At 42.9% G+C, this 15,449-nt stretch carries 20 protein-coding genes; 15 read left to right on the forward strand and 5 right to left on the reverse strand.

Translation table 11 applies throughout. The annotated features are described in order from the left end of the window. Window positions 1-151: 151 nt before the first annotated feature. Entirely contained in the window at window positions 152-382 is a 231-nt protein-coding gene (locus tag FED51_RS07270) for a hypothetical protein (protein WP_010897487.1), read from the forward strand. Window positions 383-520: 138 nt separating this feature from the next. On the opposite strand, the gene sda is transcribed toward FED51_RS07270, so the two are convergent. Beyond that, window positions 521-661: a sporulation histidine kinase inhibitor Sda gene (sda, locus tag FED51_RS07275; protein WP_010897488.1), complete on the reverse strand. Its 141-nt coding sequence runs from the start codon at window positions 659-661 to the stop codon at window positions 521-523. Window positions 662-1,137: 476 nt separating this feature from the next. Between sda and FED51_RS07280 the strand changes: the two genes are divergently transcribed. From FED51_RS07280 to FED51_RS07320, 9 genes are read left to right on the forward strand one after another with little or no spacing between them, the layout of a single operon-like run. Then, window positions 1,138-1,653 (forward strand): YqeG family HAD IIIA-type phosphatase, encoded by a 516-nt coding sequence (locus tag FED51_RS07280; RefSeq protein WP_053431542.1) that lies wholly within the window; start codon window positions 1,138-1,140, stop codon window positions 1,651-1,653. Window positions 1,654-1,655: 2 nt separating this feature from the next. Further along, window positions 1,656-2,759 (forward strand): ribosome biogenesis GTPase YqeH, encoded by a 1,104-nt coding sequence (gene yqeH, locus FED51_RS07285; protein ID WP_053431541.1) that lies wholly within the window; start codon window positions 1,656-1,658, stop codon window positions 2,757-2,759. A 13-nt stretch (window positions 2,760-2,772) separates the two neighbouring features. Further along, window positions 2,773-3,609 (forward strand): shikimate dehydrogenase, encoded by an 837-nt coding sequence (gene aroE, locus FED51_RS07290; protein ID WP_053431540.1) that lies wholly within the window; start codon window positions 2,773-2,775, stop codon window positions 3,607-3,609. A 6-nt stretch (window positions 3,610-3,615) separates the two neighbouring features. Beyond that, on the forward strand, window positions 3,616-3,906 hold the full coding sequence (gene yhbY / locus FED51_RS07295; RefSeq protein WP_010897492.1) for a ribosome assembly RNA-binding protein YhbY: 291 nt from the start codon (window positions 3,616-3,618) through the stop codon (window positions 3,904-3,906). 18 nt (window positions 3,907-3,924) lie between these two features. Then, window positions 3,925-4,548, forward strand: a complete 624-nt coding sequence (locus FED51_RS07300) for a nicotinate-nucleotide adenylyltransferase (protein ID WP_010897493.1) — start codon at window positions 3,925-3,927, stop codon at window positions 4,546-4,548. Further along, window positions 4,502-5,065 carry a bis(5'-nucleosyl)-tetraphosphatase (symmetrical) YqeK gene (gene yqeK / locus FED51_RS07305; RefSeq protein ID WP_010897494.1) on the forward strand — a complete coding sequence of 188 codons (564 nt, stop codon included), beginning with the start codon at window positions 4,502-4,504 and terminating at the stop codon, window positions 5,063-5,065. Before FED51_RS07300 ends, yqeK begins: the two co-directional genes overlap by 47 nt. A gap of 19 nt (window positions 5,066-5,084) precedes the next feature. Next, the gene (gene rsfS, locus FED51_RS07310; RefSeq protein ID WP_010897495.1) at window positions 5,085-5,438 is read left to right on the forward strand and encodes a ribosome silencing factor; all 354 of its coding nucleotides are present in this window, start codon (window positions 5,085-5,087) and stop codon (window positions 5,436-5,438) included. Further along, window positions 5,438-6,310, forward strand: coding sequence for a CvfB family protein (locus FED51_RS07315; protein WP_053431539.1), 873 nt, complete (start codon window positions 5,438-5,440; stop codon window positions 6,308-6,310). Before rsfS ends, FED51_RS07315 begins: the two co-directional genes overlap by 1 nt. Then, window positions 6,307-7,050, forward strand: a complete 744-nt coding sequence (locus FED51_RS07320; RefSeq protein ID WP_010897497.1) for a class I SAM-dependent DNA methyltransferase — start codon at window positions 6,307-6,309, stop codon at window positions 7,048-7,050. The genes FED51_RS07315 and FED51_RS07320 overlap by 4 nt, the downstream gene beginning before the upstream one ends. A gap of 78 nt (window positions 7,051-7,128) precedes the next feature. On the opposite strand, the gene comER is transcribed toward FED51_RS07320, so the two are convergent. Together comER and FED51_RS07330 are read right to left on the reverse strand one after the other, a co-directional pair. After that, window positions 7,129-7,956 (reverse strand): late competence protein ComER, encoded by an 828-nt coding sequence (gene comER, locus FED51_RS07325; protein WP_053431538.1) that lies wholly within the window; start codon window positions 7,954-7,956, stop codon window positions 7,129-7,131. Window positions 7,957-8,052: 96 nt separating this feature from the next. Continuing rightward, a complete protein-coding gene (locus FED51_RS07330; RefSeq protein WP_053431537.1) occupies window positions 8,053-8,313 on the reverse strand; it encodes a YpbS family protein in 261 nt (86 codons plus the stop codon). A gap of 184 nt (window positions 8,314-8,497) precedes the next feature. Between FED51_RS07330 and FED51_RS07335 the strand changes: the two genes are divergently transcribed. The 3 genes from FED51_RS07335 to FED51_RS07345 all read left to right on the forward strand — a co-directional run bounded on the left by FED51_RS07335 (window position 8,498) and on the right by FED51_RS07345 (window position 11,999). After that, on the forward strand, window positions 8,498-8,986 hold the full coding sequence (locus FED51_RS07335) for a ComEA family DNA-binding protein (RefSeq protein WP_166740016.1): 489 nt from the start codon (window positions 8,498-8,500) through the stop codon (window positions 8,984-8,986). Window positions 8,987-9,049: 63 nt separating this feature from the next. Continuing rightward, window positions 9,050-9,616: a ComE operon protein 2 gene (locus FED51_RS07340; protein WP_010897501.1), complete on the forward strand. Its 567-nt coding sequence runs from the start codon at window positions 9,050-9,052 to the stop codon at window positions 9,614-9,616. A gap of 61 nt (window positions 9,617-9,677) precedes the next feature. Next, window positions 9,678-11,999: a DNA internalization-related competence protein ComEC/Rec2 gene (locus FED51_RS07345; RefSeq protein ID WP_053431535.1), complete on the forward strand. Its 2,322-nt coding sequence runs from the start codon at window positions 9,678-9,680 to the stop codon at window positions 11,997-11,999. 54 nt (window positions 12,000-12,053) lie between these two features. On the opposite strand, the gene FED51_RS07350 is transcribed toward FED51_RS07345, so the two are convergent. Continuing rightward, window positions 12,054-12,191, reverse strand: coding sequence for a YqzM family protein (locus FED51_RS07350; RefSeq protein ID WP_010897503.1), 138 nt, complete (start codon window positions 12,189-12,191; stop codon window positions 12,054-12,056). 380 nt (window positions 12,192-12,571) lie between these two features. On the opposite strand from FED51_RS07350, the gene holA reads away from it, so the two are divergent. Beyond that, window positions 12,572-13,600: a DNA polymerase III subunit delta gene (holA, locus tag FED51_RS07355; RefSeq protein WP_053431534.1), complete on the forward strand. Its 1,029-nt coding sequence runs from the start codon at window positions 12,572-12,574 to the stop codon at window positions 13,598-13,600. A 64-nt stretch (window positions 13,601-13,664) separates the two neighbouring features. Here the strand turns inward: holA and rpsT are convergent, their stop codons facing one another. Further along, window positions 13,665-13,931 carry a 30S ribosomal protein S20 gene (rpsT, locus tag FED51_RS07360; protein ID WP_053431533.1) on the reverse strand — a complete coding sequence of 89 codons (267 nt, stop codon included), beginning with the start codon at window positions 13,929-13,931 and terminating at the stop codon, window positions 13,665-13,667. Window positions 13,932-14,222: 291 nt separating this feature from the next. Here rpsT and gpr point away from each other — a divergent pair, with 291 nt between their 5' ends. Continuing rightward, window positions 14,223-15,341, forward strand: a complete 1,119-nt coding sequence (gene gpr / locus FED51_RS07365) for a GPR endopeptidase (RefSeq protein WP_053431532.1) — start codon at window positions 14,223-14,225, stop codon at window positions 15,339-15,341. Window positions 15,342-15,449: the final 108 nt, after the last annotated feature.

The following is a 15,449-nucleotide window of genomic DNA, read 5'->3' on the forward strand; positions in this document are numbered from 1 at the left end:
TAGAAAGGCGATTATTTTTCAAAAAAATTTTTTAAAATGGACGGAAATTAACGCACATTCACTTCAAATTGATGGAATTCAAACCAAATCATAATGTATATTATGTGCAATTTTTCGCAATCCTAATAAAAAAACATCAGGGTGAGCGGAAATGAATAATAAAGCGAAACTAATGATTTCAGGTGTGATTTTTTTGTCACTTTTTGTCTGTGCGGTTTTTGCCCATCAAGTGAACGAACGAATGATTCATGAGAGAGGATACGATTTGGACACAGTTGACATTCAGCAATTGGAAGAAAACACCCCTTTTACGGCTCCTATCAGATCGAGGAAATATTTCCGGGATACCAATGAACTTCGTCGTTCTTTAATAGAAGAATGATGGCAAAAAAAGACGAAGCCCATTTTAGACTTCGTCTTTTTTACACGTTTTAAAAGTTAGAATTGATACAAGAAGTAAAACGAAGGGTTATTGGCGAAAGAACGTGAGGCCAAACCTTCGTTTTTTTACAATACAACTCTAGGATGTCAGTTTTAATTTCTCAGTTAATGAACGGCGCTCGATCTCTTCTTTGATGAGCCCGATAAAATCGTCTCCTAAATCCAACTCAATCGCCTTGTGGTATGTCTCAATGAGCAAATCATCTGATAATGTCTTCATTGATTATTCTGCCGGTACGGCAGTTCACCTCCTATGCGAAATTATCCGTATTTATACAAGGAGTGGACTAGCATTGTTTCAGGAACGGCGCATATACTGTTAGGTTCTTTTATTTTATACCCCTTATGCTACCATGTATTGTAAAATAGAACAACCGTTCGTGGTATCCACAGATACCAGTGGATAACTTGTGAGTTAGTTGTTTATATTTATCAAAAACCTTAATATACCTTGCCTCAAACCGTGTATAACTTTATCCACAGGTGTTGAGATGGCAGAGTTTTTGTCGAAAATTTTTTGTGATTTTCTTTTGAATGGGATGAGAGAATGTACAATATTCATGAAAAATAGTTGAAAAAGCGAAGGATCTGTTGATATTATTTTCTATTCGTGGTATACTTACGGTTTGATTGTAACTATTTCCATCGGGCAGACATCGTGATGACTATATTTTAGATGAGAGGTGCTTATTCGTTTTGCTGAAAAGCTTGCTTCCGAACGATTATGTTAAGACAGTCCATGACATCCCGTTAGAGGAATTGAAACAGCAAGGTATAAAAGGAATCATAACCGATTTAGATAACACTTTGGTTGAATGGGATCGTCCTGAGGCAACCCCAGAAGTCAAAGAATGGTTCCAACAAGTGAAAAATGCTGGTATGAAGCTAACGATCGTTTCAAATAATAGCGAAAAGCGAGTTCGCTCATTTGCTGCACCTGTTCAGGTCAACTTTATTCATAGTGCAAAAAAACCGATGACAAAGGCGTTTGTTGAAGCGTGTAAACAGATGAATATTTCAGTAAGTGAAGCGGTAGTAGTTGGCGATCAAATTTTCACTGATGTCCTTGGTGGCAATCGCGCGAACATTCATACGATATTAGTCGTACCAGTGACCGATACAGATGGAGTATTTACAAGGTTTAACCGTCGTATGGAGCGGTATGTTTTAAGCTGGATGAGAAAAAAAGGAATGATCCATTGGGAGGAGTAGACATGAACGAACGAGACATCATTTGTGCCGGCTGTGGCGTGAAAATACAAACAGAATCCAAAGAAATGCTAGGTTATACCCCCCCTTCAGCTTTAAAGCGAGACGTGATCATTTGTCAACGTTGTTTTCGGATGCAGCATTACAATGAAGTGCAAGATGTTTCATTGACAGATGATGACTTTTTAAAAATTTTACATACGATTGGTGAACGAAAGGCGTTAATTGTTAAGCTTGTCGACATATTTGATTTTAATGGCAGCTGGCTTCCTGGTCTCCACCGATTTGTCGGGGGGAATGACGTGCTCTTGATTGGCAATAAGGTAGATCTGTTGCCGAAATCCGTCAATCGAAACCGAATGATCAATTGGATGCGGAAATCAGCAAAGGATTTGGGCTTAAAACCTATAGATGTCGCTTTAATCAGCGGTGAAAAGGGTATAGGAGTAAAAGAGGTCGCTAGCTTAATTGACCGGTTAAGAAAAGGAAAAGATGTTTACGTTGTCGGTGCAACCAATGTAGGAAAGTCAACGTTTATAAATAAAATGATTCAGATCTTTGGCGGCGATGAAGAGCAAATGATTACCACATCCCACTTTCCTGGAACAACGCTCGATATGATCGACATCCCGCTCGATGATGGTAAAACCCTTTATGATACCCCAGGCATTATTAATCACCATCAAATGGCACACTATGTGGCCAAAAATGAGCTCAAGCTAATTACACCGAAGAAGGAAATTAAGCCAAAGGTCTTTCAATTAAACGAAGAGCAAACTCTGTTCTTTGGCGGATTGGCTCGATTTGACTTTGTAAAAGGTGAACGTACGTCTTTTGTATGCTATGTGTCAAACGATCTTTTCATTCATCGGACGAAGCTAGAAAAAGCAGATGAACTTTATGAAAAGCGTCTTGGGGATGTGTTAACGCCACCTGAGGATCCTCAACACTTGCCTTCGTTAGTGAAGCATGAGTTCACCATCCGTGATCAAAAAGTAGATGTCGTGATTTCTGGTTTAGGCTGGGTCACAGTGAATGGAACAAATGTAAAGGTTTGTACATATGCACCGGAAGGCGTTGGCGTCTCCATCCGTGAATCATTAATTTAGGGGGAGAGAAAAGATGAAAAAGCTTTTTGGTCTTTTGGGGCACCCTGTCGGTCATTCATTATCACCGCTCATGCATAACCAAATGTTTCAATTGTTAGATTTCGATGGTTATTACCATGCATTCGACGTGGAGCCGTCTCAGTTAGAAAAAGCTGTAGAAGGGGCTCGGGCGTTACAAATGCAAGGCTTCAATGTGACAATCCCGCATAAGGTGACAATTATGGATTATCTCGACATGGTCGATGAAGAAGCGCAAGAAATTGGAGCTGTAAATACGGTGGTAATGAAAGACGGGCAATTGTTCGGTTCTAATACAGATGGGCAAGGGTACTTAGAGTCTTTGATGGATGTTGTGACAACTCCTTTTCCGACACACGATGTGTTGATTATTGGTGCAGGTGGTGCCGCTCGAGCGATCGGGACGGTGCTTAAACGGGAGAAGGTTCGATCCATTACGATCGCGAATCGAACGTTGGCAAAAGCCAAGGAATTTAGCGAAGTCCTTGAATCGAGTGAGACAAGCTGTTCAGCTCTTTCCCTAAAAGAAGCTGAACAACAACTAGAACGTTTCTCGGTTATTATTAACACTACATCTGTCGGGATGAGCCCCCGTGTCGACGATATGCCTTTATCCCTTGAACGTTTATCAAGGGAGACGGTTGTTAGCGATTTAATCTATAATCCACTTGAAACGAAATTTTTACGTGAAGCCAAACAAAAAGGCGCAAAAACGGTAGATGGGTTAGGGATGTTTGTCAATCAAGGGGCGCTTGCTTTCGAATTATGGACAGGTTTACGCCCTGATCGTGAAAAAATGAGACGCTGTGTTTTAGAACAGCTAGGAGGATAATGCAATATGTTAACAGGAAAGCAAAAACGTTTTTTACGGGCGAAAGCTCACCACCTTCAGCCTATTTTTCAAGTAGGAAAAGGTGGGGTCAATGAGAACATGGTTAAACAAATTAGTGAAGCTCTTGAAGCGCGCGAATTAATTAAAGTCAGCGTACTACAAAATTGCGAAGAGGATCGTGACGAGGTGGCCGAGGCTTTGGCTACCGGTGCTGAAGCTGAACTCGTTCAAGTGATCGGCAATGTTATTGTGTTATATAAGGAATCAAAAGAACAGAAAACAATTGAGTTGCCGTAGGAAGGGAGCGGAAACGGAGTGAAGCGCATCGGACTTTTAGGGGGAACGTTCGACCCGCCGCATATCGGTCATCTTTTATTGGCGCAAGAGGCGATACATTGTGCGGACTTGGATGAAGTTTGGTTCGTACCGGTCGGCATCCCTCCCCATAAAGAGCGAGAGGAGATCGCTTCCAACGATGATCGGCTTGCCATGATCAAGAGAGCGATTAAAGGGAAGGAAACGCTTTTTAACATCTGCACAATCGAGTTAGAGCGAGAAGGGAAATCGTACACCATTGATACGGTTCGGACGTTAACAAAGAAACACCCAGATGTTCGCTTCTTTTTTATTATCGGCGGCGACATGGTCAAAAGCTTACCGACATGGAAAGGGATCGATGAGTTACTTGCCACTGTAACGTTCATTGGCTTTAAGCGACCAGGTGTTTTGCTTGATTCCCCTTATCAAGACCAACTGATGCTCGTAGAGGGGCCAGAGGTGAACGTTTCATCGACGATGATCCGTGAGCGGATGACGGAAGGGAAACCGATCTCGTACTTATTACCTTTAGATGTAGAACGCTATATTTATGAAAAGGGGTTGTACAAAACCAATGAATCGCGGAAAAGCCCTTCAGTTAGTAAAACCTCATCTAACTGAACATCGTTACCAACACACCATTGGGGTAATGGAAACGGCGATTGATTTGGCAAAGCTTTATGGTGCGGATCAACAAAAGGCTGAGCTTGCTGCCATTTTTCATGATTATGCCAAATTTAGAGATAAAAATGAAATGAGAACTTTAATAAGGGAAAAGCTGTCGCAGCAGGATATATTATTTTATGGAGATGAGCTGTTGCATGCTCCATGTGGTGCATACTATGTACGAGAAGAAGTCGGAATTGAGGATGAAGACGTTCTTCAAGCGATACGCTTCCATACAACGGGGAGGCCGAATATGAGTCTGTTGGAGAAAATTATTTTTCTAGCTGATTATATAGAACCAAACCGTCAATTTCCCGGTGTGGAAAAAGTGCGCACACAAGCAAAAACAGATTTGAATGGCGCCATTATTTCTTCTTTAGTAAATACAATTACGTTTTTGCTTAAAAAAAACCAGCCTATATATCCTGATACCCTTGCAACATACAATCAGTTACTATTAGAACAGAAATGATGGGAGGAGTGAAACACAAATGTCAAATCAAGAACTATTGCAACTGGCGGTAAATGCTGTGGACGATAAAAAAGCAGAACAAGTCGTTGCCTTAAATATGAAGGGGATTTCATTAATTGCTGATTTTTTTCTCATCTGTCATGGGAACTCCGAAAAACAAGTACAAGCAATTGCTCATGAATTAAAAAAAGTAGCACAGGAACAAGGCATTGAAATTAAACGTCTTGAAGGCTATGAACAAGCGAGATGGGTACTGATTGATCTCGGTGATGTGGTCGTTCACGTGTTTCATAAAGATGAGCGCGCATACTACAACTTAGAAAAGCTCTGGGGAGATGCGCCAACTGTTGAATTAGAAGGAGTTATTAGTTAATGAGTTTAAAGCCAGGTTATCAAGTGACAATGCGCGTGGACCGTGTTCGTGATTTTGGGGCCTTTCTAACAGATGAAAGGAAGCAAGAAGAAGTGTTTCTTCATAAACGGGAAATGACGAGAGAGGTTTCGGAAGGCGATGAGGTTACGGTTTTTATATATCATGACCACAAAGGTCGTTTAGCTGGGACAATGGAAGAACCGCTCCTCACAGTCGATGAACTCGCTTGGCTCGAGGTCGTTGCTGTGAAGGACGGGCACGGATTGTTTTTGCATAACGGTGTTTCCCGTGATCTGTTTCTTTCCATCGATGAATTGCCGACTGATCGATCCATTTGGCCACAAGTGGGTGACCGACTTCCCGTATCGTTAACATGGGATAAAAAAGGGCGGTTAATGGGGAAATTGGTGAAAGGACAACCTTTGGAAGAGCAAGCTAATAAAGCAACGAATAATCTCCGAAAAAAAGAAGTGCATGGCACAGTCTACCATTTTCTCGACGATGGCGCTGTTTTGTTTACAGAAGAAGGTTATCTTGGCTATTTGCATAAAACAGAAATGGAGACGAAGCCGAGATTAGGGGAACGTATCACAGCGAGAGTATTATATGTTCGTGAAGACGGTCGGATCAATGTCACCACATTCCCTGTACGAACAGAACGGCAAAAAGAGGATGCGGACGTCATTTTTGACTATTTGTGTTCCCGTGGAGGGGCCATGCCGTTTTCTGATCGAACTCCACCGGAGGATATTAAAAAACGTTTTGATATGAGTAAAGCGTCGTTTAAACGGGCCCTCGGAAAGCTCCTGAAGGAAGGGAAAGTTTATCAAGAGGATGGATGGACGTATCGCAAGGAGAGCCGAGAGCAATGAATTACGAGATGTTTGCTAAATTATACGACCGATTAATGGCTGATGCGCCATATGATCGTTGGGCAAAACTCGTGGAGGAAGAAATCCGAAAGGCGATATTCTCAGATGTAAACCTACTGGATATTGGCTGTGGGACAGGCCGTTTGCTTAAGATATTAAGTGAGCGAGGCTATGCCTGTACAGGCGTCGATCAATCGGCGAACATGCTCGTGATTGCGAGAGAGGCGTTAGCTCAAAAAGGGGTTCAAGTCCCTTTATTTCAGCAAGATATGACCGAGTTCTATACCGGAGAAACGTATCAAGTGATCACGATCTTTTGTGACTCCTTGAATTACGTGATAACCGAAGAAGGAGTTGTCCAAACGTTTCAGCGGGTATTTGACCATTTAGATCAACAGGGAGTGTTCATGTTTGACGTCCATTCTCCTACAAAGCTCAGGAACCATTTTATCGGAAAAACGTTCGCTGATGCGGATGAAGAAATTTCATATATATGGCAGAGCTTTGCTGGTGAAGCTGAACAATCGGTTGAGCACGAGCTTACGTTTTTTGTACGTAATGAGACTGGCTCCTATGATCGTTATGAAGAACTCCACATTCAACGGGGGTATCCAATTGAGCGTTACGTGGACTGGCTAAAAGAGGCGGGTTTCTCACGTATAGACATCACTGCTGATTTTACAAATGAGGCACCAACCGAAAATAGTGAGCGGATTTTTTTTAAAGCTTATAAAAAATAAACAGGAATTTGCTTTTGCGTAGCGAAAATGATAAAGGGCAGGGATATCCCTGTCCTTTATCTCTTACAAGGAGGTGACTCAACCCTTTAACGTAAGCTGAGACGAAATTTTCTCCTGTTCGTGATAATATTTTTGATGGGTTTTCTGAAACAGGCGATCAAACATGTGACCCACGTCTTCCTCTAACACGCGGATCCCTTCCCCAGTAATACCTCCAGGTACACATACCCGTTTTTGTAACGTCGGTAAAGTATATAATTCCTGATCTAACAATTTCCCAATCCCAATTAACATTTCGGTCGCTAACACCGTCGCGTCTTCTTCGGAAATCGCTGTTTGCCGAACCGCTGCCTCAATGAAACGTTGCGTTAAATAACTAAAAAATGCGGGCCCGCAACTTACGATATCTGAAGATACCCGTGTAATTTTTTCTTCAATCAATAATGGCTCTGAAATGGTGCCCAATAAGCCGCAAAGGAACGACCGATCCTCTTCAAGACAACGCTCACTGAAGCTAACGAGCGTTGAACCCGCGAAAGCCCGATTTAAGATGCTCGGAATGGCTCGGGCCACTTTGCAATCAACAGAGTTTTCTAATTGGGCGATTGAGATTGGGCTTGTGATCGAGACGAGCAGTTTGTTTGCCGAACAATGGGGACGTATGTCCATTAACACGCGGTGGAACTGCATCGGTTTTACACAAACAAAAAAGCAGTCAGTCTGCTGAACGACCTCCTCTGGGTGATCAACTACCGATAGCCCGGGATACCGACGAGCCAACGCATCTGCCTTTTCCCGTGTGCGATTTGTTATCACCATTTGTTCGGCTGTTAAGGCGGATGATTCGAGAAATGATTCAATGAGAATTGTTCCCATACTTCCTGTCCCAATAAACCCGATTTTCATGATGTCGCCTCCTTCTCGCTGCTACCATCAAGTTGACATATGATGGATCCTTACTTACACATGTATGACAGGAGTTAGGAGAATATGTTTGTTGTCTTATTTTTGCATGCGTAACGCGTAAGTCTTGACCATCTCAACGGTTACAAGTTTACGTGTAGGCAATTGATATAGTTTAGCTAGTTGATTCATCTCTTCTGTGATTCGATTAATGGCTGTGGTTGTGAAAGGCTTGCCTTGCTTCGCTTCGCTTACCGCTTTTTCGATCGCTGCCTCTCGCTTTTGATCCATTTGTTGAAACTGTTTTTGCGCTTGACGATGCTTTTTGATTTGGTCTGCAATTTGTAAATGTACGCTCATTTTGGGCTCCTTTCTCGCTCGATCGTGAGGTGATTAATAAATGAAATTTTTTCCATTGACAAAAAGGGAGCAGTTGGTGAGTGTGGTCGCTCTCATTTTCGCTCTGATAGTAAGTGTAATGGTCTTTTTGGCCTTTGGCAATGTTGGATTAAAAGAAAATAACCAGGCTGAGGAGGACATATTTATGTCTTTTGATAACAATCAGCCCTTATCGGAGGCTGACAAGCAGCTTGATGGAACGAATGAACGGTTGGTGGTCGACGTGAAGGGAGCTGTGGAACATCCTGGCGTTTATGAGATGGTACAAGGGGAACGGGTGATTGACGTAATTGAAAAGGCGGGTGGTATGACAGAAAAGGCTGCTGCTGAAAGTGTCAACTTAGCGGTAAAATTACACGATGAGATGTTTATTTATGTTCCTGAACAAGGTGAAGCTGAACAGTCTCTCCCTGAACAGCAAAATGAGCAAGGGGATACCCAGATGGTCGTATTAAATCGAGCGACTGAAGTGGAACTACAATCATTACCAGGAATTGGCCCTGCTAAAGCGACAGCGATCATCTCCTACCGTGAAGAGCATGGAGCCTTTTCTTCATTGGAGGAGCTAATGAACGTCTCAGGAATTGGGGAAAAGTCATATGAAAAGCTCGCCCCTTACTTGCGGTTGAATTAGGACATTGACGAAGTAGTGAGCGTCCACTACACTTACAGGAGACAAAATGTAGAGGTGAGCAAGTTGAATCGAATTTCTTGGGATCAATATTTTATGGCACAGAGCCACTTGTTAGCACTTCGGAGTACGTGTACTCGCCTTATGGTAGGGGCGACGATCGTTCGCGATAAGCGGATTATTGCTGGTGGTTACAACGGATCGATTTCAGGTGGGCCTCATTGTATTGATGAAGGCTGTTACGTTGTTGAGGGGCATTGCATTCGAACGATTCATGCTGAAGTGAATGCGTTATTGCAATGTGCAAAATTCGGGGTACCTACAGAGGGCGCAGAAATTTATGTAACCCACTTTCCGTGTGTGAACTGTACGAAAGCCATTATTCAAAGTGGTATTAAAAAAGTTTACTATGCAACGGACTATAAAAATTCCCCGTATGCTGAAGAGTTGTTTCGTGATGCGGGGGTAGACGTGGAGCAGGTCGAATTAGAAGAAATGATTTTGGACCGGCACAACGAAGAAAAACTAACGTTTACTGCTGATTTGTTAAAAAGGCTGGCTGAAACTGGCTATGACGAAGCTGAGATCCGTCAATTGCACGAAAAGGCCAACCGTCTTTATACATCTTCTTAAATCGCTAATGGGCGAATGATCCTTCCTAATTCTTAAACCTAGGTTCATGTGAGGTGATGGCTTGGCTTCCCGAATCATTTTCCTCTTCTCTTTATTGATCATGCTAGGCCTCGCTACTGGCTTGCGGGGCTTTAGTGCCCTCCTCGGATTCCTCGCGTTCCTTCTACTCCTGATCATTGTCTGTCAACAATATCGGCGTTTTCTGCTTCTTTTTCTAGCGATCCTTCTCTTTTTATGTGCTTGGTTGTACGGAGTCGTCCAAGAAAGGCAAAACGAGACGCAACTAAATCCGTTAGTTCAAAGCGTGGAAGGGACGCTCATTTCTGATCCAGAATTGGACGGGGACCAATTTTCTGCGACCGTAAAAACAACAGATGGTGAAAAAGTGCTCATTAGAGGAAGGGTCCAAGCTGAAGCGGAGAAAGATAAACTGGAAATGACGCAAATAGGGATGGTCTGCTCGTTCGTTGGCCAGTTAGAGATACCTAGTGAACCGACGAACCCATACCAATTTAATTACAGGCAGTTTTTAGATAATAATCGAATCCATTGGATATTTCGTACCGATTTAACGCAATGGCAGTGTAGTGACCAGCCCACGACTCTTTTTATGAAGGTAAAACGCTGGCGGAGCGAACAATTGCAAGACATTTATGACTTGGCATCCGATGAAACAGCAGGATTAATTGCAGCTTTCGTCTACGGTGATCGAAGTGAACTTGACAGCGAGCTACTATCTGCATACCAGTCATTAGGGGTCATCCATTTACTTGCGGTATCAGGGCTTCATGTTGGACTCGTGGTCGCAGCTGTTTTTTATCTTTTCATCCGGCTCGGTGTTACACGTGAAAGAGCGTATGAGTTGCTCCTATTGTTTCTCCCCTTTTATGCCATTGTCGCAGGGGCGGCACCTTCAGTTGTTCGCGCGGTAGGGATGACGATGACTGTTTTATTAGCACTCCGTTTTCAAAAGCGATTGGCGCCGATAATCGTCCTTTCTTTAGTTGCCGTCATTTACATCATTATTGAACCATACGCGATTTTCCAATTAGGCTTCCAGCTCTCCTTTTTAACGACGTGTGCGCTGCTTCTTTCATCCTCCACCTTATTGCAAGCAATCAATCGACCGTTGCTCTCCTTGGTAAAAGTCACGTTCCTCGCCCAACTGATCTCCATGCCTGTTATTTTGTATCACTTTTTTGAACTGCCCATCCTCTCTGTTCCTCTCAATCTTCTCTTTGTACCCGTTGTCTCTTTTGTTCTTTTGCCGTTAAGCTTTTTCGTTGCAAGCTCGCTATTGATACATCCAGGGGTTGCTGAGCTTCCCTTATTCATTCTTGAGATCATTGTGCCAATCGTCCATCAGCTTCTTTTGGTTTTAAACGAACAATCGTTTGCCGCTGTTGTCATTGGAAAGCCGTCACTAAATAGCGTTTTTCTAATGATGATCAGCTTGATCATTGGTTGGGCATGGCTTGAACGAAAGGAACCATTCAAAGCCTGGGGTGCTTTTTCGGTCGTATTATTTCTTATCGCTTGGCAAATTTATTCCCCGTATTGGAGCAATGAAGCCATAGTAACTATGATTGATGTTGGTCAAGGGGACAGCTTTTTGATTGAGCTTCCAAGAAGAAAGGCGGTTTATATGATTGATACCGGTGGATGGGTAACCTATGGGGAAATGGAGCCGTGGCAAGAACGGCGTAACACGAGAGATATTGGTGAGCAAGTACTGACACCGATTTTGAAGGGGAAAGGGATACGTGGGATCGATAAATTAATTTTAACCCACGGACATGAGGACCATTTTGGCGGAGCTGAAGGACTGGTCCGATCCATAAAGGTGGATGAAGTCGTCTATGGATACAAACATGCCGAATACACCGAACGGGAAATGGAAGTTTTAAGTGCGTTAAAAAAAGCAGGAGCATCAATTCGTTTCGTTAAGTCGGGTGATCAATGGGTGATAGGTTCTTCTTCCTTTCGCGTGTTATCTCCTTTTGGTGATGAAGAGGAGCTCAACGATCAGTCGGTTGTCGTATATGCGGTAATTGAAGGGGTTCGTTTTTTGTTCACAGGTGATTTAGAGGAAGTAGGCGAGAAACGATTGTTGGAAGGTTATGGTGATCTAAAGGCAGATGTGTTAAAGGTAGGCCATCATGGGAGTGCTACTTCAACGACTGATCCGTTTCTTGAAGCCGTTCACCCGGTGGTGGCTCTTATCTCAGCAGGCAGAAACAATCTGTATGGGCATCCAAATCAAGATGTATTGGCAGCGTTGGAGCAACATGAAACTTTTGTACTGCGGACAGACCTCCATGGAGCTGTTAAGTTAACGATTCGGGATGGAGGGATTTACGCTCGGGTGATGACGACAGATTGAATTGTCATGGATAAACAAAAACAACCACTTTTATCACAAAGTGGTTGTTACGGATTAATGTCCACCAAACACATCAACTAATGTTGCAATCGTGAAAAGTACGGTGAAAAAGCCAAACACTACTGCAAATCCAACAATGGAATCAATAAAGTCGTTTTTCTTATACTGAACATCTTTCTCAAAGTGGTTCATCGTATCTCCTCCTTCATCGCAATTTCAGTATAAGGGATATCCCCAAAAAAATCTACCAGATTTGACAAGCTGTCGTGAGAATTGCAGGCTTGTTCATAAAATTCTCATAAACCTAGATCACTTCCCTTGGTTGCTAAGAGTTGTCACCTATAGTTTCAGGTTGCATAGGATATCATAACAACTACACAGGCGGTTATGATTATCGTCATAAAGAGGATGGCTCGGGGTCCTCCTTTATGACGTTTATCATAAATGGGGGATGGGCTTTATCTGGTTCATCTCCCTTTTCCATTCGTACCTATATGATATACTAAATTCGAACAGCTTATGTTCGTTTTTTGTATTGATGATTGGCTTGCTTTTAAAGGATGTGACCGAAAATGAACTATTTAAAATTAAAGCAAGACGTCCAAGCGGGACGAGTGGCCCCTGTATATTTTATGTATGGGACCGAGTTGTTTTTAATGGAAGACCTCATACAGGACATTTTGTCCGTAACGTTATCGGATGAGGAAAGGGATATGAATGTTTCATCTTATTCCCTTACTGATGTTCCGATTGAGACGGCGCTCGAAGAAGCAGAAACGGTTCCTTTTTTTGGCTCGAAGCGGGTCGTGATCTTAAAAGATGCTGCCCTATTTACAAGCCAAAAGCTTGATGTTGAGCACGATGTGAAACGATTGGAGCAATACATATTGAACCCAGTTCCAGAGACGGTTTTGCTGATCATGGCCCCTTATGAAAAGCTCGATGAACGAAAAAAAATCACGAAGCTTATCAAAAAAGAGTCGATTGTTCTTGAGGCAAAGCCTTTGGACGAAGGAGAGGCAAAAGCATGGCTATCCTCACTGGCAAGCGAGCTTCAGGTGGAGATGGACGAGAAAGCTATCGACACGTTGTTAGGGATGACGGGTCTTCGCTTGACCCAATTAGCATCTGAAATGAATAAATTAGCGTTGTATGTAGGGGAAGGAGGCATCATCCGATCAGAGGACGTAACCTTGCTCGTTGCCAAAACGCTTGATCAGAACATTTTTGATTTGATTGATTTTGCCATCAATCAGAGGACTCATCAAGCGCTCTCTCTTTACCATGAGCTCCTGAAACAAAAAGAGGAGCCATTGAAGCTGTTGGCCTTATTAACACGGCAGTTTCGCATCATGTACCAAGTCAAAGAGCTTGGACGAAGAGGATACACCCCGAATCAGATGGCGAAGCCGTTAAAAATTCATCCCTATGTTGCCAAACTTGCGGGAAAAAAAGCAGCCAGCATGTCAGACCAACTGTTATATTCCCTAATCGAAAAAGCTGCGGATACAGAGTTTGCGATTAAAAGTGGAAAGGTTGATAAAGTGCTGGCATTAGAATTGTTTTTACTCACAATGGGTTCTAGGGAGAGCGTAGGTTAGTGGACAAAGCGTAACTACCCATGAAAAAAAGCCTGCTCCGTTATCAAGGAGAGGCTTTTGTCCGTTACGCAGAAAGTCCGTTCAATTTTTTCGCAAGGCGAGATTTTTGACGAGATGCTGCGTTTTTATGGATAAGACCTTTGTTCGCTGCTTTATCAAGCTTTTTTGTTGCTTCAACAAAAGCTGCTTTGGCCGCTTCTGCGTCGTTGTTTTCAACTTTCGCTTCAAATTGCTTAATCGCTGTGCGAAGTGCAGATTTAACAGAAGCGTTTTGAATACGACGCTTTTCGTTTGTTTTTACACGTTTAATCGCAGATTTAATATTTGGCATTCCCTTTCACCTCCCGAATAACCATCGTTGATCTTAATGAACCGCTCGTCACAAATGGTCCGTTCGGTTTCTTTAAGAGTTGTTCAAAAAGGGTACAAGACATGTCTCATGATGACATTATTCACTTTTCGAACATAGTTAAAAAAGAAAAAGAGATCAATGTGATCATCTTGACAACAATCTGCATTCTATCAAATGCGGAAGAAAAATGCAATAGAGAATGGAATACGAATCGATAGGGAACGATAATTTTTGCAGCAATTATTTGAGAACGAAGAAGGAGTGGGAAGAATGGTGAAGGAATTAAATTTAGAACAGTATAATGTACGAACTGATTTAGCCATTGAAGCTCACGATATAGTCAAGGAACAAGAAGCACAAGAAGCAAAACAGCCAGCGTCAACTGTTGAAGGTTTTGATATTGAAGAAACGGTTATGGATGGTGTAAAGGTAAGCAAAGTGGTCATTCATCCTTTAGGGGCTGAGCGTACAGGGAAAAAAGCGGGGCGCTATTTAACATTTGAATCACAAGGAATCCGAAAAAAAGATACGGACATTCAAGAAAAAATGGAGCGGGTGTTTGCCCAGCAATTTTCTCAATTTATGGGGGAGTTAGGGATCACGAAAGACCATACTTGCCTCGTGGTGGGGTTAGGAAACTGGAATGTGACCCCAGATGCCTTGGGTCCGATTACGGTAGAAAATTTATTAGTCACGCGTCATTTATTTACTTTAGCGCCAGAAGAAGTAGGGGAAGGCTTTCGACCAGTGAGTGCGATCGCTCCTGGTGTAATGGGTGTGACAGGGATTGAGACAAGCGATGTTATTTACGGAATCATTGAACAAACAAAGCCTGATTTCGTCATTGCTGTAGATGCCCTTGCGTCACGATCGATTGAACGGGTGAATGCGACGATTCAAGTATCCGATACAGGGATCCACCCTGGTAGTGGGGTCGGGAATAAACGGAAGGAACTGAGCAAAGAAACGCTTGGAATTCCTGTTATTGCAGTTGGAATTCCGACTGTAGTAGATGCTGTTACAATTACTAGTGATGCCATTGATTACGTATTAAAGCATTTTGGCCGGGAGCTGCGGGAAGGGGAAAAGCCATCTCGAGCATTGGCTCCAGCCGGAATGACATTTGGTGAACGTCGTGAGCTAACAGATGAGGATCTGCCTCCAGAAGAAAAGCGAAAGACATTTCTTGGGATGATGGGCACGTTACCTGAGGGAGAGAAGCGGCAGCTCATTCAAGAAGTGTTGGCTCCCCTCGGTCATAATTTAATGGTCACTCCTAAGGAAGTGGATGTCTTTATTGAAGATATGGCGAATGTCATTGCCTCTGGCTTGAATGCTGCTCTACATCAAGGGGTCAATCAAGACAATGTGGGAGCGTACACCCATTAAAATCTTTGGGCTCGCCAACTGGCGGGCTCTTTTTTTTATTTCGTAAGCCTCCTTCTATTTGGACTTTTTCTCGCATACGGTTATAAATAACAAATCGTCCTAATCGGA

This window comes from Halalkalibacterium halodurans, assembly GCF_005671335.1.
GTDB classification, from domain to species: Bacteria; Bacillota; Bacilli; order Bacillales; family Bacillaceae_D; genus Halalkalibacterium; species Halalkalibacterium halodurans.